At 66.4% G+C, this 18,278-nt stretch carries 18 protein-coding genes; 4 read left to right on the forward strand and 14 right to left on the reverse strand.

The genetic code is table 11. The annotated features are described in order from the left end of the window. Positions 1–227: 227 nt before the first annotated feature. The 4 genes from cyoE to FG99_RS12475 are packed head-to-tail and all read right to left on the reverse strand — an operon-like array spanning position 228 to position 3,593. On the reverse strand, positions 228–1,133 hold the full coding sequence (cyoE, locus tag FG99_RS12460; RefSeq protein ID WP_043269951.1) for a heme o synthase: 906 nt from the start codon (positions 1,131–1,133) through the stop codon (positions 228–230). A gap of 28 nt (positions 1,134–1,161) precedes the next feature. Beyond that, on the reverse strand, positions 1,162–2,235 hold the full coding sequence (locus FG99_RS12465) for a COX15/CtaA family protein (protein ID WP_043269953.1): 1,074 nt from the start codon (positions 2,233–2,235) through the stop codon (positions 1,162–1,164). Between the two features lie 37 nt (positions 2,236–2,272). Continuing rightward, on the reverse strand, positions 2,273–2,839 hold the full coding sequence (locus FG99_RS12470; protein WP_009614702.1) for a hypothetical protein: 567 nt from the start codon (positions 2,837–2,839) through the stop codon (positions 2,273–2,275). Further along, positions 2,817–3,593, reverse strand: a complete 777-nt coding sequence (locus FG99_RS12475; RefSeq protein WP_043269955.1) for an SURF1 family protein — start codon at positions 3,591–3,593, stop codon at positions 2,817–2,819. The genes FG99_RS12470 and FG99_RS12475 overlap by 23 nt, the downstream gene beginning before the upstream one ends. 29 nt (positions 3,594–3,622) lie before the next feature. On the opposite strand from FG99_RS12475, the gene FG99_RS12480 reads away from it, so the two are divergent. After that, complete coding sequence (locus FG99_RS12480) at positions 3,623–3,826, forward strand: twin transmembrane helix small protein (RefSeq protein ID WP_009614697.1); 204 nt, start codon at positions 3,623–3,625, stop codon at positions 3,824–3,826. 25 nt (positions 3,827–3,851) lie between these two features. On the opposite strand, the gene FG99_RS12485 is transcribed toward FG99_RS12480, so the two are convergent. The 4 genes from FG99_RS12485 to coxB are packed head-to-tail and all read right to left on the reverse strand — an operon-like array spanning position 3,852 to position 8,100. Then, a complete protein-coding gene (locus FG99_RS12485; RefSeq protein WP_043269956.1) occupies positions 3,852–4,739 on the reverse strand; it encodes a cytochrome c oxidase subunit 3 in 888 nt (295 codons plus the stop codon). A gap of 19 nt (positions 4,740–4,758) precedes the next feature. Continuing rightward, the gene (locus FG99_RS12490) at positions 4,759–5,316 is read right to left on the reverse strand and encodes a cytochrome c oxidase assembly protein (protein ID WP_043269958.1); all 558 of its coding nucleotides are present in this window, start codon (positions 5,314–5,316) and stop codon (positions 4,759–4,761) included. Positions 5,317–5,366: 50 nt separating this feature from the next. Then, positions 5,367–6,962 (reverse strand): cytochrome c oxidase subunit I, encoded by a 1,596-nt coding sequence (ctaD, locus tag FG99_RS12495; protein WP_043269960.1) that lies wholly within the window; start codon positions 6,960–6,962, stop codon positions 5,367–5,369. Positions 6,963–6,975: 13 nt separating this feature from the next. Continuing rightward, positions 6,976–8,100: a cytochrome c oxidase subunit II gene (gene coxB / locus FG99_RS12500; protein ID WP_081884612.1), complete on the reverse strand. Its 1,125-nt coding sequence runs from the start codon at positions 8,098–8,100 to the stop codon at positions 6,976–6,978. A gap of 372 nt (positions 8,101–8,472) precedes the next feature. Here coxB and FG99_RS12505 point away from each other — a divergent pair, with 372 nt between their 5' ends. Next, positions 8,473–9,111: a hypothetical protein gene (locus FG99_RS12505; RefSeq protein ID WP_009614683.1), complete on the forward strand. Its 639-nt coding sequence runs from the start codon at positions 8,473–8,475 to the stop codon at positions 9,109–9,111. A 254-nt stretch (positions 9,112–9,365) separates the two neighbouring features. Here the strand turns inward: FG99_RS12505 and fusA are convergent, their stop codons facing one another. Continuing rightward, entirely contained in the window at positions 9,366–11,414 is a 2,049-nt protein-coding gene (gene fusA, locus FG99_RS12510; RefSeq protein WP_043269965.1) for an elongation factor G, read from the reverse strand. Positions 11,415–11,506: 92 nt separating this feature from the next. Here fusA and FG99_RS32095 point away from each other — a divergent pair, with 92 nt between their 5' ends. Continuing rightward, positions 11,507–11,941, forward strand: coding sequence for a hypothetical protein (locus FG99_RS32095; protein ID WP_141766065.1), 435 nt, complete (start codon positions 11,507–11,509; stop codon positions 11,939–11,941). Between the two features lie 392 nt (positions 11,942–12,333). Here FG99_RS32095 and FG99_RS12515 read toward each other — a convergent pair whose 3' ends face one another. From FG99_RS12515 to FG99_RS12535, 5 genes are all read right to left on the reverse strand, one after another. After that, positions 12,334–12,858, reverse strand: coding sequence for a hypothetical protein (locus tag FG99_RS12515; protein ID WP_043269966.1), 525 nt, complete (start codon positions 12,856–12,858; stop codon positions 12,334–12,336). Next, positions 12,855–13,577: an alpha/beta hydrolase gene (locus FG99_RS12520; protein ID WP_043269968.1), complete on the reverse strand. Its 723-nt coding sequence runs from the start codon at positions 13,575–13,577 to the stop codon at positions 12,855–12,857. Before FG99_RS12520 ends, FG99_RS12515 begins: the two co-directional genes overlap by 4 nt. Beyond that, positions 13,574–14,074, reverse strand: a complete 501-nt coding sequence (locus tag FG99_RS12525) for a PAAR domain-containing protein (protein WP_009614679.1) — start codon at positions 14,072–14,074, stop codon at positions 13,574–13,576. Before FG99_RS12525 ends, FG99_RS12520 begins: the two co-directional genes overlap by 4 nt. A gap of 275 nt (positions 14,075–14,349) precedes the next feature. After that, positions 14,350–15,399: a threonine aldolase family protein gene (locus tag FG99_RS12530; RefSeq protein WP_043269970.1), complete on the reverse strand. Its 1,050-nt coding sequence runs from the start codon at positions 15,397–15,399 to the stop codon at positions 14,350–14,352. Between the two features lie 432 nt (positions 15,400–15,831). Then, positions 15,832–16,491, reverse strand: a complete 660-nt coding sequence (locus tag FG99_RS12535; protein WP_009614675.1) for a hypothetical protein — start codon at positions 16,489–16,491, stop codon at positions 15,832–15,834. A 468-nt stretch (positions 16,492–16,959) separates the two neighbouring features. Between FG99_RS12535 and glyA the strand changes: the two genes are divergently transcribed. Continuing rightward, on the forward strand, positions 16,960–18,213 hold the full coding sequence (gene glyA, locus FG99_RS12540; protein WP_043269972.1) for a serine hydroxymethyltransferase: 1,254 nt from the start codon (positions 16,960–16,962) through the stop codon (positions 18,211–18,213). Positions 18,214–18,278 lie beyond the last annotated feature (65 nt).

Below are 18,278 nucleotides of genomic sequence, written 5' to 3' on the forward strand. Positions count from 1 at the left end.
GTCGGGAGAGGTCGAGGGGCGTTCGCGAGCAAGGGCTAGGCGCCCCCTCGCTCCTGCAGGTCGGTCCTGCGGGGGCTTTTCGTAGGAGCAACTGTCATGCGCCGAGGTGCTCTTCGTAGGATGGGTTGAGCTTGCGATACCCATGCGGTCGTGCTGATGGGTATCGCTTCGCTCAACGCCATCCTACGAAAAGCCGTGCTTCCCGGAAATGCTCGCGAACCCGGTTGTTACAGCGCCATGTGGATGGGCAGGTAATGGTCCACCAGCAGCGCGATGAACAGCAGGAACAGGTAGGCGATAGAGTACTTGAAGGTGCCGATGGCCGCATGGGGCCTGCTGTCACGGTACAGCGCCCAGGCCCAGTCGAGGAAGCGAGCGCCCAGGGCCAGCGCGGCGAGCAGGTAGACCAGGCCGCTCATGTGGATGGCGAAGGGCATCAGGCTCACGGCGAACAGCACCAGGCTGTAGAGCAGGATGTGCAGCTTGGTGTAGCGCTCGCCGTGGGTCACCGGCAGCATCGGGATCTCGGCCTTGGCGTACTCGTCCTTGCGGTGCAGGCACAGGGCCCAGAAGTGCGGCGGCGTCCAGGCGAAGATGATCAGCACCAGCAGCAGCGGCTCGGCCGACAGGTGTCCGGTCACCGCCACCCAGCCGAGCATCGGCGGGGCCGCGCCGGCCAGGCCGCCGATCACGATGTTCTGCGGCGTGGCGCGCTTGAGGAAGCCCGTGTAGAGCGCCGCGTAGCCCAGCAGCGAGGCCAGCGTCAGCCAGGCGGTGAGGGCGTTGGTGAAGGTCAGCAGCAGGCTCATCCCGGCCAGCGCCAGGAGCAGGGCGAAGCCCAGGGCCACGCTGGGCGAGAGCCGCCCTTCCACCAGCGGGCGGCGGTGGGTGCGCGCCATGATCGAGTCGATGCGCCGGTCCACCACGTGGTTCACCGCCGCCGCCGCGCCGGCGCACAGGCCGATGCCCAGGTTGCCGAACAGCAGCACCGTCCAGGGCACGCCGCTGCGGGTGGCCAGCAGCATGCCGATCAGCGAGGTGATCAGCATTAGCAGGACCACCTTGGGTTTGGTCAGCTCCAGGTAATCGCGCCAGCCGGGTTGGCTGCGGGTGCCGCTCAGTACGCTGGCCATGTTCGACTCTCCTTTCGTTGAAGGGGGTTCAGCCTTGCGAGGGATAGGCCACCGGCCGTTCCAGCGCCGGCAGTGCGCGCGCTCTGCCGGCCGCAGCGACCTTGGCGACGCTGACCGGCGCGCGCAGGCGGTAGTTGACCAGCACCAGGCCCAGCAGCAGGCAGGCGCCGCCGCCGTTGTGCGCCACCGCCACCGGCAGCGGCAGGTGCAGCAGCACGTTGCTGATGCCCAGGCCGACCTGCAGCGACAGCGCCAGCAGCATCAGCGCGGTGGGGTAGATCAGGCCGACGCGCTGCATGCGCCAGGCCAGCACCAGCAGCACCGCCACCACGCAGAAGGCGCCCATGCGGTGGGTCATGTGGATGGCCGTGCGGGCGTCGCTGTCGAGCTGCCCGCCCAGGTAGTTGGGGCCGATGTGCTGGGTCAGGTGGAAGCCGTTGGCGAAGTCCATCTGCGGCCACCACTGGCCGTGGCACATGGGCAGGTCGATGCAGGCCACCGCCGCGTAGTTGCTGCTCACCCAGCCGCCCAGGGCGATCTGCAGCACCACCAGGGCCAGGGCGAAGGCTGCCAGGCGGCGTGGCGCGCCGGCGCGTTGCAGCGGTTGCACGGCGCCGGACAGGCGCAGGGCGAGGAGGAACAGCAGCGACAGGGTGGTGAAGCCGCCGAGCAGGTGCGCGGTGACCACCTGCGGCCACAGCTTGAGGGTCACCGTCCACATGCCGAAGGCGGCCTGGGCGATCACCACGCCCAGCAACAGCAACGGCAGGCGCAGCGGCTGGCCGTCGCGGCCGCGGCGCAGCAGGGCGTGTACCGCAAGGCCAGCGATGAGCAGGCCCAGGGTGCCGGCGAAGTAGCGGTGGATCATCTCGTTCCAGCCCTTCTGCGCTTCCACCGGGGCCTCGGGGAAGTGCTGCTCGGCGTGGGCCAGCTGCGCCTCGCTGCTGGGCACGTGGATGAAGCCGTAGCAGCCGGGCCAGTCCGGGCAGCCCAGGCCGGCGTGGGTGAGCCGGGTGTAGGCGCCGAGCAGCACCACCACCAGCGCCAGGGCGGTGGCGAAGGCGGCGACGTAGAAGCCGGGTTTACGCGGTGTGTTCGTCATGCACAGCCCCCGTTCTTGTCGTTGTCGTGGCCTGCGCTCAGCCGATGTGGGAGAGCTTCAGCAGCAGTTGCAGGTCGCCGAGGATCTGCTTGCCGTTGGCGCCGGCGGCATAGCGCAGCACCAGGTTGCCGTGGGGATCGACGATCCACAGCTGCGGCGCCTGCTCGCCGGCGGCCGGTTGCAGGGCGTAGCGCTTCAGGCGCGGGTAGTCCTTGTCCAGCTGCGCCTGGAAGTCCGCCGGCAGCGCCTGGGCGGCGGCCAGGGCATGCTCGGCGCGGTTGGCGTCGCGGTTCAGGCCGATGTTGATCTGCCGCGCCAGGTACACCAGTTGCTGGCAGTCGGCGGCGCAGGCGGCGGGGGCGGTGACCAGCAGTTGCCAGCGGTCGCTCGCGGCGTCGGCCTGCACGCCCAGGTCGGCGGGCGTGCTGCCGTTGGCGATCAGCTCGCCGTGGTAGCTGCGGCTTTCCGGCACCCAGAAGCGGAACTTGTACATGCCGGTGGCCAGCAGCATCGGGCCGAATACCACGGCGAGGATCAGCAGCAGTTGCAGGCGCCCGCGGTTGCGGCGGCGCAGCTGGGTTTCATCGAGGGTCAGGCTGGTCATGGGCGGGCTTCTCCCGTGCGCGGCGGATGCCGAGATAGAGGTAGAGGGCGAACAGGGCGGTGGCCATGGCGAACCACTGCACGGCGTAGCCGGTGTGGCGTTCGGGGGCCATGGCGACCACCGGCCAGTTGGTCTCGAAGGCGGCGTCGCCCGGTTCCAGGCGCAGCTCCAGGGCCAGGCCGTTGCGGTCCAGGGCCTGCCAGGTGGCGTCCGGGTCGACGCGGGTGATCAGTTGCGGCCAGGCCTGCTGCCGCACATCGGCCAGCTGCAGGCCGCCGGGCGGCGGGACGTAGGCCCAGGCGTCGAGCAGCAGGTCGCCGGCGGGCGTGTCGAAGGCCGGCGGCACGCTGCGGTTGGGCCAGGGCAACCAGCCGCGGTTGACCAGCAGCCAGAGGCCGCTGGCCTTGTCGTGGAAGGGCTGCAGCACCTCGACGCCGGCGGCGCCGTCGCGGGTGCGGTTGTCCAGCAGCAGGGTATGTTCGGCGTCCAGGCGGCCCTGCAAGCGCACCCGCACGTAGGCGGGGTTGGCCAGGCGTTCGAGCTGCGCGGCGGGGATGGGCGCGGCTTCGCGGCGCGCTTCGGCGGCGGCCAGCAGCACGCGTTTCTCGGCGGCGCGGGAAAGCTGCCAGCAGCCCAGGGCGACCAGCAGCGGGAGCAGCGCCAGGACCACCAGGGTCGGCGCCAGGCCCGGCCGGAAGACCGCCGCCACGCCGTGGCGCGGGCGGGAGTCGATGGCGTGCTGGCTATACTGCAAGTTACCCCCTCAGCAATCGGAGCCAGGTCATGCTCAAGGCCGCGATCGTCGTTCTGCTGCTGGCCACCGTGGCCAGCCTGTTCAGCGGGTTGTTCTTCCTGGTCAAGGACGAGGGCCACGGTTCCCGTGTGGTCAACGCCCTTACCGTGCGGGTCATCCTCGCCGCCCTCACCCTCGCCCTGGTCGCCTGGGGCTTCTACTCCGGGCAGTTGGTCACTTCCGCTACTTTCTGAGCTCGCTCCTACAGGGCGTGCCTCCTCAAAGCACGTACACGAAGATGAACAGCCCGATCCACACCACGTCGACGAAGTGCCAGTACCAGCTGGCCGCCTCGAAGCCGAAGTGGTGCTCGGCGTCGAAGTGCCCGCGCAGGATGCGGATCAGCATGATGCTCAGCATCAGCGCGCCTATGGTCACGTGGGCGCCGTGGAAGCCGGTGAGCATGAAGAAGGTGGTGCCGTAGATGCCCGAGCCGAGGGTCAGGCCCAGTTCGCTATAGGCCTCGTGGTACTCGTGGGCCTGCAGGAACAGGAAGGCCACGCCCAGCGCCACGGTGATCGCCAGCCACAGCTTCAGCGGGCCGCGGTGGTTCTTCTTCAGCGCGTGGTGGGCGAAGGTCACGGTGAAGCTGGAGGTGACCAGCAGGATGGTGTTGATCAGCGGCAGCTTCCACGGCTCGATGACTTCCTTGGGCGGCGGGAACAGCTTGTTGTCCGGGTTGCTCAGCAGCGGCCAGGTGTACTGGAACTGCGGCCAGAGCATGTGGGCGATGCCCTTGTGGCCCTCGCCGCCCAGCCAGGGCCCGGCGAAGTGGCGGATGTAGAAGAGCGCGCCGAAGAAGGCGGCGAAGAACATCACCTCGGAGAAGATGAACCAGCTCATGCCCCAGCGGAACGAGCGGTCCATCTGCGGGCTGTAGAGCCCGGAGCGGCTCTCCTTGATCACGTTGCCGAACCAGCCGAACAGCATGTAGGCGACGATCAGCCCGCCGGCGAAGAGGATCCAGGGCCCGTGGGAGGCCTCCTTGCCGGCGCTGTAGTCGTTCATCCAGGTGCCGACGCCGAACAGCGTGGTGAGCAGGCCGATGGTGGCGATGATCGGCCATTTGCTCTGGGCGGGAACGTAGTAGGGATCGTGGGTTGCCATTCTTGTTCTCCTGGGCCGGTCAGCGGTCGTTGCTGGCCACCGGTGGCTTGCGTGCGGTGATGTCGAACAGCGTGTAGGCGAGGGTGATGCGGTGGACGTCCGCCGGCAGGTCGCGGTCGACGATGAAGCGCACCGGCATCTCGATGCGCTCGCCGGGCTGCAGGACCTGCTGGGTGAAGCAGAAGCATTCGGTCTTGTGGAAGTAGCGCGCGGCCGTGGAGGGCGCGATGCTGGGGATGGCCTGGGCGGTCATCGGCTTGTCGGTGGGGTTCTGCGCGACGAACAGCATCTGGTTCACCGCCCCGGGATGCACCACGATCATTTCGCTCTCGGGGCGGAATTCCCAGACCATGTCGATGTTGTTGTTCGCCACGAAGTCCACCTTCACCTGGCGCGCCATGTCCACCTGCTGGAGGCCGCCCTGGTAGGCGCTGCCTGAAGTCTTGCCGTTGATGCCCAGGGCCTTGCACATGACGTTGTAGATCGGCACCAGGGCGAAGCCGAAGGCGAACATGGCCACCACCACCACCAGCAGGCGGGTGACCAGCTTGCGCGTCTCGATATTGCCGTCGCTCATGTTCTATCCCTCCTGCGGGAACGGCCAGGGCCGTTCCCGCGGATGCCGGTTCATTTCACTTCCGGCGGGGTGCTGAAGGTGTGGTAGGGCGCCGGCGAGGGCACCGTCCACTCCAGGCCTTCGGCGCCGTCCCAGGGCTTGGCCGGGGCCGGCTTGCCGCCGCGGATGGTCTTGATGACGATGAACAGGAACAGCAGCTGGGTGGTGCCGAACAGGAAGGCGCCGATGGACGAGACCATGTTGAAGTTGGCGAACTGCAGGTTGTAGTCCGGAATCCGCCGCGGCATGCCGGCCAGCCCCAGGAAGTGCATGGGGAAGAAGGCCATGTTCATGCCGATGAAGCTCAGCCAGAAGTGCAGCTTGGCCAGGGTCTCGTCGTACATGTGCCCGGTCCACTTGGGTATCCAGTAGTACACCGAGGCGAAGATGCCGAAGATCGCCCCGGGCACCAGCACGTAATGGAAGTGCGCCACCACGAAGTAGGTGTCCTGGTACTGGAAGTCCGCCGGGGCGATGGCCAGCATCAGCCCGGAGAAGCCGCCGATGGTGAAGAGGATGACGAAGGCCACGGCGAACAGCATCGGCGCCTCGAAGGTCAGCGAGCCCTGCCACATGGTCGAGGCCCAGTTGAACACCTTCACCCCGGTGGGCACGGCGATCAGCATGGTGGCGTACATGAAGAACAGTTCGCCCACCAGCGGGATGCCGACCACGAACATGTGGTGCGCCCAGACGACGAACGAGAGGAAGGCGATCGAGGCGGTGGCGTAGACCATCGAGGTGTAGCCGAACAGCGGCTTGCGGCTGAAGGCCGGGATGATCGCGCTGACCGCGCCGAAGGCCGGCAGGATCATGATGTACACCTCGGGGTGGCCGAAGAACCAGAACACGTGCTGGAACAGCACCGGGTCGCCACCGCCGGCCGCGCTGAAGAAGCTGGTGCCGAAGTGGATGTCCATCAGCATCATGGTCACGCAGCCGGCCAGCACCGGCATCACCGCGATCAGCAGGAAGGCGGTGATCAGCCAGGTCCAGACGAACAGCGGCATCTTCATCAGCGTCATGCCCGGGGCGCGCAGGTTGAGGATGGTGGCGATCACGTTGATCGCGCCCATGATCGAGCTCATCCCCATCATGTGCAGGGCGAAGATGAAGAAGGTCACGCTGTGCGGGGCGAAGGTGGTGGACAGCGGGGCGTAGAAGGTCCAGCCGAAGTTGGGGCCGCCGCCGGGCATGAACAGGGTGCTGACCAGCAGGCCAAAGGCCGCCGGCAGCAGCCAGAAGCTGAAGTTGTTCATGCGCGGCAGGGCCATGTCCGGCGCGCCTATCATCAGCGGCACCATCCAGTTGGCCAGGCCGACGAAGGCCGGCATCACCGCGCCGAACACCATCACCAGGCCGTGCATGGTGGTCATCTGGTTGAAGAAGGCCGGCTCGACGATCTGCAGCCCCGGCTGGAACAGCTCGGCGCGGATCACCATGGCGAAGGAGCCGCCGAGGAGGAAGGCGCAGAAGCTGAACCACAGGTACAGGGTGCCGATGTCCTTGTGGTTGGTGGTCAGGACCCAGCGCATCAGGCCCTTGGCCGGGCCGTGGTGGTGCTCGCCGGCGTGCGAATGCTCGGGATGGTCGATCACAGCGCTCATCGCAGGCTCCTCGTTATTTTTGCTTCTGCTTGTAGGCCACTACGTCTTGCGGAGTGACCATGTCGCCGTCGTTGTTGCCCCAGCTGTTGCGCTCGAAGGTGATCACCGCGGCGATGTCCACTTCCGAGAGCTGCTTGCCGAAGGCCGCCATGGCCGTGCCCGGGACGCCGTTGAACACGGTTTCCAGGTGGTGCTCCTTGGGCCCGGTGACGATCTTCGAGCCCTTGAGCGCCGGGAACATCGGCGGCATGCCCTGGCCCTCGGGCTGGTGACAGGCGGCGCAGATGGTGTGGTAGACCTTGTCGCCGCGGGCGACGAGTTCTTCCTTGGTCCATTCCTTGCTGGTCAGCTCCTTGAGCTTGATGGCCTCTTCCTTGCGCTCGGCCAGCCACTTGTCGAAGTCCGGCTTGGCCTTCACGTCGACGACGATGGGCATGAAGCCGTGGTCCTTGCCGCACAGCTCGGCGCACTGGCCGCGGTAGACGCCGGGCTCATCGATCTTGGTCCAGGCCTCGTTGACGAAGCCGGGGATGGCGTCGCGCTTGACCGCGAAGGCCGGCACCCACCAGGAGTGGATGACGTCGCTGGAAGTCACCAGGAAGCGCACCTTGACCCCGGCCGGCAGCACCAGCGGGTTATCCACTTCCAGCAGGTAGTGCTCGTCCTTGGGATCCCTGTTGTGGATCTGCTCCTGGCTGGTGGCCAGGTTGCTGAAGAACTCCACGTCCTGGCCCAGGTACTTGTACTGCCACTTCCACTGGTAGCCGGTGATCTGCACGTCCAGCTCCGGCTCGGAGGTGTCGTACATGTGGATCAGGGTGCGCGTGGCGGGAATGGCCATCACCACCAGAATCAGGAACGGCACCACGGTCCAGAGGATTTCCACTGCGGTACTCTCGTGGAAATGCGCCGGCTGCTGGCCGGTGGAACGGCGGTGGACGATCATCGACCAGAACATGGCGCCGAAGACGATGATGCCGATGACCACACAGATCCAGAAAATGGTCATGTGCAGGTCGAACACGTTACGGCTGACCTCGGTCGCCCCCGGGGTCATGTTCACCGTCCAGGCGGCGTGCGCCGGAGTAAACACGAGGAGCGACAGCAAGCCCATCCAGGTACGCGGATGTCGCAGCATTCGGGTTCCCCTTATCGTTGTTCTTATCCCGCCGGCAAACGCCAGCGGCCAAGGGAGCGACCGCCAAGACAGCAAACTTTGACCGCCGAGCCTCGGCACGTGCAAGGCAGGCCGGGTTCATCAGGTTCAGGTGTGTCGAATCGGAGTATAGCCAGGGGTTGCGACATAACAACGCAGCGCAAAAAACTCCTCCGCAATTGCGAAAGGTGCTCTCAAACCCACGCCGCCTGCGGCTTTGCGCTACCATGGTGGCGGCTTGATATGCCCGAACCTCATAAAGGTTGCGTGATTATGACGATCGCGTCTTAGCTCGCCGACCCGCCCGGCTAAGGTCTTTCTTCACTTTCCAAATCGAGTTGTCTTGGAGTTGTCATGAATATCGCAGCACTGCGCGAACTGATTCAGCAGGCCCACCGGCTCGAGGCACGCAACGGGCACCTGGCGCGGCTCATCCACAGCCAGATGGCGGGCCTGCACCCGAGCATCAACCTGAGCGGCGACGATGCCGTCCAGGTGCTCACCCGCTTCGTCCATGCCTATATCGAGCAGGTCCCCGAGTTCCTCGAAGCCGCCACCAGCGTGGCGCGCAACGCCGGCATAGAGGAAAGGATCAAGCCGGTGCTGAAGGTCGCCGAGCACTTCTTCCTGACCCCGCCGGACCTGCTGGCCGGCCACGACGGCCTGGACGCGCTGCTCGACGAGGCCTACCTGGCGCACCGCCTGGTGGAGGAAGTGAACGACCGCTACATCGCCCACTTCGGCCAGCCGCTGATCCCACTGGACACCACAGTGGCCAACCTGGTGGCGCACCAGCTGATCGGCGAGCCCTTCGCCAACCAGCTGGACGAGGCCGTGCACCACGCGGTGGACTCGATGCTCGACGACAGCGTCTTCGCCAGCCCGGCGGCGCAAGCCTACCGCGCCCGCCTGAGCGACCCGCAGACGGTCACCGCCTGGAAGCAGTGGCCGTGCCTGTCGCGGCGCTTCGGGGTGGAACTGCATCTGAATTGATGCGCCTGGAGCGATAGGCCGAGCCCACGCACAGGGCATCGCGGATAAATCTCCTACGATTCCAGGAAGCACGGCTTTTCGTAGGATGGCGTTGAGCGAAGCGATACCCATCAGCGCAACCGCATGGGTTTCACAAGCTCAATCCATCCTACGAAGAGCACCTCGGCGCAAGACAGTTGCTCCTGCCACGCCGGGCGGACACGGTTTCTCGTAAGAGCGCTCCGGCGCAGCCGGCAAGACAGGACCCGGCCTCCTCAGTCTTCTTCCTGCACCGCCTTGTACCCACTGGCCAGGCGCTGCTGCACGTCCTGCGGCACGGGGTTGTAGTGGCTGGCCTCCAGGGTGAAGAAGCCCTGCCCGGCGGTGATCGCCTTCAGCCGGTTGGCGTAGCCCTCCAGCTCCGCCAGCGGCACCTGGCCGCGCACCAGGGTGGCGCGGGCCGACAGCGGCTCGGTGCCCAGCACCTGGCCGCGGCGGCCGGTGAGGTCGGCGGTGATGTCGCCCAGGCGCGCCTCCGGCGCCGTTACCGCGATGTTCACCACCGGCTCCAGCACCAGCCCCCCGGCGTTGCGCAGGGCGTCGAGCATGGCCTTGCGCCCGGCGGCCTGGAAGGCGATGTCCTTGGAGTCCACTGAGTGGCTCTTGCCGTCGAACACCGTGACCTTCACGTCCTCCACCGGGAAGCCGGCCAGGGGCCCGGCGGCCAGCGCCGCGCGCACGCCCTTCTCCACCGAGGGGATGAACTGCCCCGGAATCACCCCGCCCTTGATGGCGTCGACGAACTCGAAACCGGCCCCGCGCGGCAGCGGCTCCACGCGCAGGAACACCTCGCCGAACTGGCCGGCGCCGCCGGTCTGCTTCTTGTGCCGGCAATGGCCCTCGGCCGGGCGTGTGGCCGTCTCGCGGTAGGGCACGCTGGGCGCTCGGGTGTTCACTTCCAGCTTGTAGCTGCCGGTCAGGCGCTCCAGCAGGTAGCGCAGGTGCAGCTCACCCATGCCGCGCAGCACGGTTTCCTGGGTGGAGGCGTTGTAGTCCAGGCGCACGCAGGGGTCCTCGGCCAGCAGGCGCTGCATCACCTCGGCCAGGCGCTGCTCGTCGCCGCGACGGCCGGCCTCGATGGCCAGGCCCTGCATGGGCGTGGGGAAGTCCAGCGGCGCCAGGCGGATGTGGTCCTCGTCGTGGGAGTCGTGCAGGACCACGTCGAACTCCAGCTCCTCGACCTTGGTCAGCGCACCGAAGTCGCCGGGGATCAGTTGCGGCACCTCCTCGTGGCGCTTGCCCTGCAGGCGCAGCAGGTGGCCGACCTTGAACGGCTTGCGGCCGTCCCCGGCGAACAGCTGCATGTCGCGGCGCACGGTGCCCTGGTGCACGCGGAACACCGCCAGGCGGCCGACGAAGGGGTCGATCACCACCTTGAACACATGGGCCAGCACGTGGGCTTCAGGGTCCGGCTGCGAGCGAAAGGGCCTGGCGCCGCCCTGCTCGTCCAGCCGCTCGAACAGCGGCGGGTTGCCTTCGGCGGGGTTGGGCGCCAGCCGCGCCAGCGCCGCCAGCAGCTCGTCGACGCCGGCGCCGGTGCGCGCCGAGACGAAGCACAGGGGAATCAGGTGGCCTTCGCGCAGGGCCCGCTCGAAGGGTTCGTGGAGTTCCTCCGGCTGGATCGAGCCCTGCTCCAGGTAGCGCGCCATCAGCTCCTCGTCGACCTCCACGACCTGGTCGACCAGCGCCTGGTGCGCCTCCTCCACCGAGGAGAAGTCCGCCTCGCCGGCGGGCGCGAAGAAGCAGTCGGCCACCCGAGTCGCACCGCCGGCCGGCAGGTTCAGCGGCAGCACCTCCTTGCCGAAGGCCTCGCGCAGGTCGGCCAGCAGCGTCGGCAGGTCGACGCGCTCGGCGTCGATCTTGTTCACCACCAGCATCCGGCACAGCCCGCGCTCGGCGGCCCAGTCCATCATGCGGTGGGTGTTCAGCTCGATGCCGTTCTGCGCGTTGACCACCACCAGCGCGGTCTCCACCGCCGCCAGGGCCGGCAGCGCGTGGCCGATGAAGTCGGGCAGGCCGGGGGTATCGATGAGCTGGACGTGCGCGCCCTCGTGCTCGAAGTGCGCCAGGGCGGCGGACAGCGAATGGTGATAGTCGCGCTCCAGCGGGTCGGCGTCGCACAGGGTATCGCCGCGCTCCAGCGAGCCCATCGCGGGAATGGCGCCGCTGCGTTGCAGCAGGGCTTCGGCGAGCAGGGTCTTGCCGCTGTCGCCATGGCCGACCAGGGCGACCGTGCGGATCTGTTCGACCGAGTAGTTCGACATGGGGCACCTCCCAGGCAGGGTAACGGCAAGTATAGGTAGCACCTCGGGACTCTCTGGGCAAAAAACAGCCAGCCGCCACGAGCCCAGCGGGCATGCCTGTCACAGTCGTTTCACCACAGCTTTTCCACAGCTTGCTGAAGGTCGCCTCCACAGCCATTGTGGACAGTTCGGGAGATTCGCTGGAGAGGCTGGCAAGCCTTGCGCCACGGGCCTTCAAGCGCAACGCTGGTGATTTTTCGAGCAGTGCCGCGCAAGCCCCGAAAAGCCTGTCCGGCGGCAGTTTATCCACAGCTTTGTCACAAGCCGTTCAACAGAAGCCGTGGACAGTCCGCGACGATTGGCCGCCGGTTTTTTCCGCAGCGCCCGGAGACAGGGCCATTGGCGAAAAAACCAGCAATACCCGGCAGCCCTCGCCGTTTCGCTCGTGCAGCCATTCACTGACAGCTTTTCCACAGCTTTCCCGCGCCTCGCTCCACAGCCATTGTGGGCAACTCGTCGGTCACCGAAAGGTCGCGGCAAGTGCTTGAAAATCAAGGCGCGCAGCGGAAACAAGGTCAAAAAACATACAGCCGCGCGCAGGCCCCGCCCGGCCTGGCGCGAAGGTATTCATTCACACTTTATCCACAGCACGGCCAACAGATTCCGGGGGCAGAATCCAGCCCGCCGGACAAACCCCGAGCGCCCTGGCCCGGCCCAGCGGCCATGCGCCCGCCAGCCGCCTGCGCACAGCCCGGCCACAGGCTGCGCACAGGGTTTTCGACAGATTCGGTGGACAACTCAGGCGGCGGCGCCCATCACCTGGCGAATGTCCTGCGCCAGCGCCTCGACGCGCTCGACTTCGGTGTCTAGGAACACGCCGCAGGCGCCGATGCAGGTATGGAGGCGCCAAAGGGAGGCACTGCGTCGCCCCGCGGGCTCGTCATTGCTCCGGCAGCATGGGCAGCAGGTCGTCTGCAGGCAGCAGGAGGATGTTGGAGAAATAGGCCTTGTAGCCGTAGGCAGTCATCACCACCTTGCATGGGACGTTCCTACGCCCGGCAAGAATCTCCTTGAAACGCCGCTGGTCAATGAATCGATCCGACCGGCCCTCGTCACTGGTTTCCGCGAAGTGCAGGCTGGAGAGATAGAGATAACGGCCGCCGCCCTGGCCAATGCGTTCGACGGTACCCTCGCCGAACGCCGGGATCACATGGCCCATGCTGAACTGCGGCTCACGCTCGAGGGAGCAGTAAAGCCGCTGCCCGATCTTGCCGCTCCCCTCCAGATGGGAATAGACCTCGTCGAGATCCAGATCGGAGGCGAAGTAAAGATGGAAGCTGATACGACCTTCCACCGGTTGCGAACGAAGGTAGGCCAGGTTGGCGATCGGCTGGTGATGGTCTCTCATGCAGGCCGAACAGAGCGAGACGATAAGCAGCGAAGCGAACACCCGCACCTTGTTCATTTCGCCAGGTACTCCTGGATGGAGCGCCTGAGATAGTCATAGGGCGAGAAGCCCTGCGGCATCATGACCGTGAACATCCGGCCGGCATTGGCGTGGTGGATGTTCGCTACAACACTGATGTTGGCACCCTGGGGAATCCAGCGCTCACCGAATTCGGCAACGCGGTCCGACGCGTCCGGACTCTCGGCATTGGCGCGAACATTGATCCAGAATTCGGCCTGCGGCGTTGGCTTGTTCATGTAGATGTCCGAACCCACCCAGACAATGGAACCCTCCCCGACCGGGTCGAGCGTTATCAGCGCCTTCACCTTGTAGCCCTTGTCGCTGAGAATCTGCGAAAGGTGTGCGCCGTTCCAGCCACCCAGACTATGCCCCACCAGGTAGACGGGCATGGCCTTGGAGACAATCTTGCTCAGCACGTACTTTCTGATGTCCCTGCCGCCTCGCACGTCGCTGTAGCCCACATGATAGGAGGCGTACGCGCCTGCCTGCTTCTGCATTTCAAAATCGGCATCCAGTATCTTCTTGGCCTCATCGACGTTGTCGTTCGGCCCCTGGAAGTAATAGGACTCCCTGTCCGCCGCACCACCGATAAAAAACACCACCGCCGTTTTCACGACCACCGGAATCTTTTTCACCGCCTGGTCTGCCGCCGGGGTCAGTTCTCGTGTATCGGCGACCCCGGGCGCTTTAAGAGCGGCATCGGCCTCGCCGCTCATGCGTCACCTCCCGCGAGAATCTGGACCTTCTCCGCTTCGCCCACGCATCTGACTAGGTGGGTGAATCCTTGGTCATCGGATACGCCCTTCTCCATTGCGCCATTGGCACGACGAATGACGTAGGGGTAATGGGGCAGCGGTTCACCGGTCTGCGAACAGACCAGCTGAAACCTGTCCTGAAAGGTATTGGGCATGGGCGCCGGCGGCACGAAAGGCGCCGGCGTGTGCTGGTTACCAATGAGCACATCGCCAGATCCGGAAATGATCACGCCGCCATGGGCGGTAGTGCTTCCCTGGAAGGCGAGCGGCCGGCCATTGACCAGGATGCTGGTCATCCCCTCGACAACCACGTCGCCGCAGGCACTGCTGTCGCCAACGCGCAGCGCTGGCAGGCCATTGATCAGTACGTCGGGTGAGCCCGTGACAGTGGGATTGGAGCCATGCCCTGGTAACGGGCAGGCATCGATGTCGGTCTGGCGGGCAGCAGGCTTGGACATGGCAGGACTCCATCATTGGGAACCCATGTACCTTGTCAAATAGCCACCCTCGCCAATGCCAGGTGCATCCGATTCGCAAGTACGCCGTTTCGTCAGCGACAGGCGTGTCGCAAATGTGCGCCGCACGGATACCACGATGTTCAGCCAGCATGGCCAGACCCAGGGCTACGGTGACGAATGCTCCGCCGCCATGGTCCGCACACGATATGCCAGCCGCCTGCGCACAGCCCGGCCACAGGCTGCGCACAGGGTTTTCGACAGATTCGGTGGACAACTCAGGCGGCGGCGCCCATCACCTGGCGAATGTCCTGCGCCAGCGCCTTGACGCGCTCGACTTCGGTGTCCCAGGAGCACATGAAGCGCGCGCCGCCGGCGCCGATGAAGGTATAGAAGCGCCAGCCGCGCTGGCGCAGGGCTTCCAGGGCCGGTTCGGACATCTGCAGGAACACCCCGTTGGCCTCCACCGGGAACATCAGCTGCACGCCCGGCACGTCGGCCACCCGCTGCGCCAGCAGGCGCGCGCACTGGTTGGCGTGGTTGGCGTAGTGCAGCCAGGCGTCGTCCTGCAGCACGCCGACCCAGGGCGCGGCGAGGAAGCGCATCTTCGAGGCCAGTTGGCCGGCCTGCTTGCAGCGGTAGTCGAAGCCTTCGGCCAGTTCGCGGTCGAAGAACAGGATGGCCTCGCCCACCGCCATGCCGTTCTTGGTGCCGCCGAAGCACAGCACCTCGACGCCGGCCTTCCAGGTCAGCTCCGCCGGGGTGGCGCCGAGGAAGGCGCAGGCATTGGAGAAGCGCGCGCCGTCCATGTGCAGGTGCAGGCCCAGCTCGCGGCAGGTGGCGCTCAGCGCGCCCAGCTCGTCCGGGCGGTAGACGGTGCCGACCTCGGTGGCCTGGGTGAGGGTCACCACCCGCGGCTTGGGATAGTGGATGTCCTGGCGCTTCAGGGCGATTTCGCGAATAGCCGCGGGGGTCAGCTTGCCCTGCTCGTCGGTGCGCGCCAGCAGCAGCTTGGAGCCGTTGGAGAAGAACTCCGGGGCGCCGCACTCGTCGGTCTCGACGTGGGCGGTCTCGGCGCAGATCACGCTGTGGTAGCTCTGACACAGGGCGGCCAGAGCCAGGGAGTTGGCGGCGGTACCGTTGAAGGCAAAGAACACCTCGCAATCGGTCTCGAACAGCTCGCGGAAGTGGTCGGAGGCGCGCGCCGTCCACTGGTCGTCGCCGTAGGCGCGCTCATGGCCGCGGTTGGCCTCGGCCATGGCGGCCCAGGCTTCCGGGCAGATGCCGGAATAGTTGTCGCTGGCGAATTGCTGGGAAATGTCGAACATCGAAAGCTGCCTCGGGAAGATAAAAGTCATCCACAGGCAGCGTAGCGAAATCGCAGCTTTTGTAGGAGCAACTGTCTTGCCGGCTGCGCCGGGGTGCTTTTCGTAGGATGGGTTGAGCCTTGGCGAAACCCATGCGGTCGCGGTGATGGGTATCGCTGCTCAACGCCATCCTACGGCGGGGGCTGTTCGGCGTGGCTGGGGGAATCCAATCGCGGACAAAGTCCGCTCCTACGCCCGCGCTTTCCTGGAGCCGTAGCAACTGTCTTTCAGGCTGCGCCGAGGTGCTCTTCGTAGGATGGGTTGAGCCTTGGCGAAACCCATGCGGTCGCGGTGATGGGTATCGCTTCGCTCAACGCCATCCTACGACGGCTCGCGAATGGGGCCATTCGTGCCACCTGGGCCTCCGGCGTGGCCGGGAGCCCAGGCAGTCGATCAGGGCAACGCCGTCAGCTTCATCTGCTCGACGATAGGCACGAACAACTGCCGCATGGACTGGGTGCTACCGCCATTGGGCTTGTCCGGGCTGCTCAGGGTCAGCACATAGCGCCCCTTGATCAGCCCGGTCAGGCTGGACTCACCCGCCTCGCCCTTGGCCGGCGCGACTATGCCCAGGGGATCCCCCATGCGCGTGGTGTCGATCACCGGCAGATAGTCGTCGCCACCGAACTTGTCGGCGGTGCCATTCTTGATCGCAGTCTCGCGAGTCTTGTTCAGCAAGGTCAGGCTGGAATGCGTCATGTCGCGCAGCTTGTCCTGCGCACCACGGTAGGCGATGGCCTGCTCGCTGTTGGCATCCTGGGCCGGGGCCGGCATGCCGGTGTCGATCAGGCTGATCTCCAGGTGGCGGCTGCCGTCGGCGGTGCCGTACACCAGCTTGGCGTCGTTGTAGCCGCATTCGCGGGAGATGAACGGGTAGCCGTACATTTCCTTGCTCGGCGGCAGGGCCTTTTCCAGCGGGTGGCCGGTGCAGCTGTCGGCCGGCACCGCGGCGGCCGCGGCCTTCTCGGCCTTGGCCTTGTCGTCGCCACCGCCGCAGCCGTGGAGGGTCGCGCCGAGCATCAGGGCGCTGAGCAGGATCAGGGAGCGTTTCATGGCGTCCTCGGGTTTGACAGTGGCGGCATTCTAGCCGCTGGGCGGCGCGGCGTGCAGCAGTGGCCCGGTGGCAGCCAGGTGCATTTTCAGGTCGGGAGCGGACATCTTTTCCCCGGCCAGGCAGCCGAGAATCGGCGGCAGTCAGGGCAGCCTGCTTTTCTTGTTCTTCTGCGACATGCGCCGGGGGCGCTGGCGGCCTCCAGCTTACACCCTTGGCGATGTCGCGCCGACGCCTTCGCGGCCGTCGCGGGCCCGGCGCAGACGAAGCAGGGACGGGCGGTGCAGCGCGCGGGTAGGTTTGGGCATTTTGACGTCGCAAACAGGCAAATGGGGGGGCTGGCTATTGCGCACAATCGATTGCAACTGGCTAATACCGATCCCTTCGCGCCGAGCCCCGCCAGGCTCCCGGCGCGGGCGGTCAGGGCAGCCTCCACCCACAAGCGACGCGCCTGTCGCACGGAGACCGCGATGTTCAGCAAGCATGACCAGATCCAGGGCTACGACGACGAACTCTTCGCCGCCATGGCCGCCGAGGAAGAACGCCAGGAAGACCACCTGGAGCTGATCGCCTCGGAGAACTACACCAGCAAGCGCGTCATGCAGGCCCAGGGCAGCGGGCTGACCAACAAGTACGCCGAAGGCTACCCGGGCAAGCGCTACTACGGTGGCTGCGAGCACGTCGACAAGGTCGAGCAGCTGGCCATCGACCGCGCCAAGCAGCTGTTCGGCGCCGACTACGCCAACGTCCAGCCGCACTCCGGCTCCTCGGCCAACTCGGCGGTGTACCTGGCGCTGCTCAACGCCGGCGACACCATCCTGGGCATGAGCCTGGCCCACGGCGGCCACCTGACCCACGGCGCCAAGGTCTCCTCCTCCGGCAAGCTGTACAACGCCGTGCAGTACGGCCTGGACACCGCCACCGGGCTGATCGACTACGACGAGGTCGAGCGCCTGGCCGTGGAGCACAAGCCGAAGATGATCGTCGCCGGCTTCTCCGCCTACTCCAAGACTCTCGACTTCCCGCGCTTCCGCGCCATCGCCGACAAGGTCGGGGCGCTGCTGTTCGTCGACATGGCCCACGTCGCCGGCCTGGTGGCTGCCGGCCTGTACCCGAACCCGCTGCCCTACGCCGACGTGGTCACCACCACCACCCACAAGACCCTGCGCGGCCCGCGCGGCGGCCTGATCCTGGCGCGCTCCAACGAGGAGATCGAGAAGAAGCTCAACTCCGCGGTGTTCCCCGGCGCCCAGGGCGGCCCGCTGATGCACGTGATCGCCGCCAAGGCGGTGTGCTTCAAGGAAGCGCTGGAGCCGGAGTTCAAGGACTACCAGGCCCAGGTGATCAAGAACGCCAAGGCCATGGCCGAAGTCTTCATCGACCGCGGCTACGACGTGGTCTCCGGCGGCACCGACAACCACCTGATGCTGATCAGCCTGGTCAAGCAGGGCCTGACCGGCAAGGAAGCCGACGCCGCCCTCGGCCGCGTGGGCATCACGGTGAACAAGAACGCCGTGCCCAACGACCCGCAGAGCCCGTTCGTCACCTCGGGCATCCGCGTCGGCACCCCGGCCATCACCAGCCGGGGCCTGAAGGAAGAACAGAGCCGCGAGCTGGCCGGCTGGATCTGCGACGTGCTCGACCACCTGGGCGACGCCGACGTCGAGGCCAAGGTGGCCACCCAGGTCGCCGGCCTGTGCGCCGACTTCCCGGTCTATCGTTGAGATTCCCGCGGCCCTTGCTCCGTAGGAGCGGGCCCCGCCCGCGAATGGCCGAAAGCATCGCGGGC

The organism is Pseudomonas sp. AAC, assembly GCF_000725445.1.
Classification (GTDB): domain Bacteria; phylum Pseudomonadota; class Gammaproteobacteria; order Pseudomonadales; family Pseudomonadaceae; genus Pseudomonas; species Pseudomonas citronellolis.

Bases quoted from the DNA above. Each gene is read 5' to 3' on its own strand.
- FG99_RS12490 (WP_043269958.1), bottom strand. From the start codon at position 5,316: ATGAGCGACGGCAATATCGAGACGCGCAAGCTGGTCACCCGCCTGCTG.
- FG99_RS12515 (WP_043269966.1), bottom strand. From the start codon at position 12,858: ATGAACAAGGTGCGGGTGTTCGCTTCGCTGCTTATCGTCTCGCTCTGT.
- FG99_RS12470 (WP_009614702.1), bottom strand. From the start codon at position 2,839: ATGACCAGCCTGACCCTCGATGAAACCCAGCTGCGCCGCCGCAACCGC.
- coxB (WP_081884612.1), bottom strand. From the start codon at position 8,100: ATGCTGCGACATCCGCGTACCTGGATGGGCTTGCTGTCGCTCCTCGTG.
- FG99_RS32095 (WP_141766065.1), top strand. From the start codon at position 11,507: ATGCCTGTCACAGTCGTTTCACCACAGCTTTTCCACAGCTTGCTGAAG.
- cyoE (WP_043269951.1), bottom strand. From the start codon at position 1,133: ATGGCCAGCGTACTGAGCGGCACCCGCAGCCAACCCGGCTGGCGCGAT.
- FG99_RS12485 (WP_043269956.1), bottom strand. From the start codon at position 4,739: ATGGCAACCCACGATCCCTACTACGTTCCCGCCCAGAGCAAATGGCCG.
- glyA (WP_043269972.1), top strand. From the start codon at position 16,960: ATGTTCAGCAAGCATGACCAGATCCAGGGCTACGACGACGAACTCTTC.
- FG99_RS12505 (WP_009614683.1), top strand. From the start codon at position 8,473: ATGAATATCGCAGCACTGCGCGAACTGATTCAGCAGGCCCACCGGCTC.
- FG99_RS12530 (WP_043269970.1), bottom strand. From the start codon at position 15,399: ATGTTCGACATTTCCCAGCAATTCGCCAGCGACAACTATTCCGGCATC.
- FG99_RS12535 (WP_009614675.1), bottom strand. From the start codon at position 16,491: ATGAAACGCTCCCTGATCCTGCTCAGCGCCCTGATGCTCGGCGCGACC.
- fusA (WP_043269965.1), bottom strand. From the start codon at position 11,414: ATGTCGAACTACTCGGTCGAACAGATCCGCACGGTCGCCCTGGTCGGC.
- FG99_RS12525 (WP_009614679.1), bottom strand. From the start codon at position 14,074: ATGTCCAAGCCTGCTGCCCGCCAGACCGACATCGATGCCTGCCCGTTA.
- FG99_RS12520 (WP_043269968.1), bottom strand. From the start codon at position 13,577: ATGAGCGGCGAGGCCGATGCCGCTCTTAAAGCGCCCGGGGTCGCCGAT.
- FG99_RS12465 (WP_043269953.1), bottom strand. From the start codon at position 2,235: ATGACGAACACACCGCGTAAACCCGGCTTCTACGTCGCCGCCTTCGCC.
- ctaD (WP_043269960.1), bottom strand. From the start codon at position 6,962: ATGAGCGCTGTGATCGACCATCCCGAGCATTCGCACGCCGGCGAGCAC.
- FG99_RS12480 (WP_009614697.1), top strand. From the start codon at position 3,623: ATGCTCAAGGCCGCGATCGTCGTTCTGCTGCTGGCCACCGTGGCCAGC.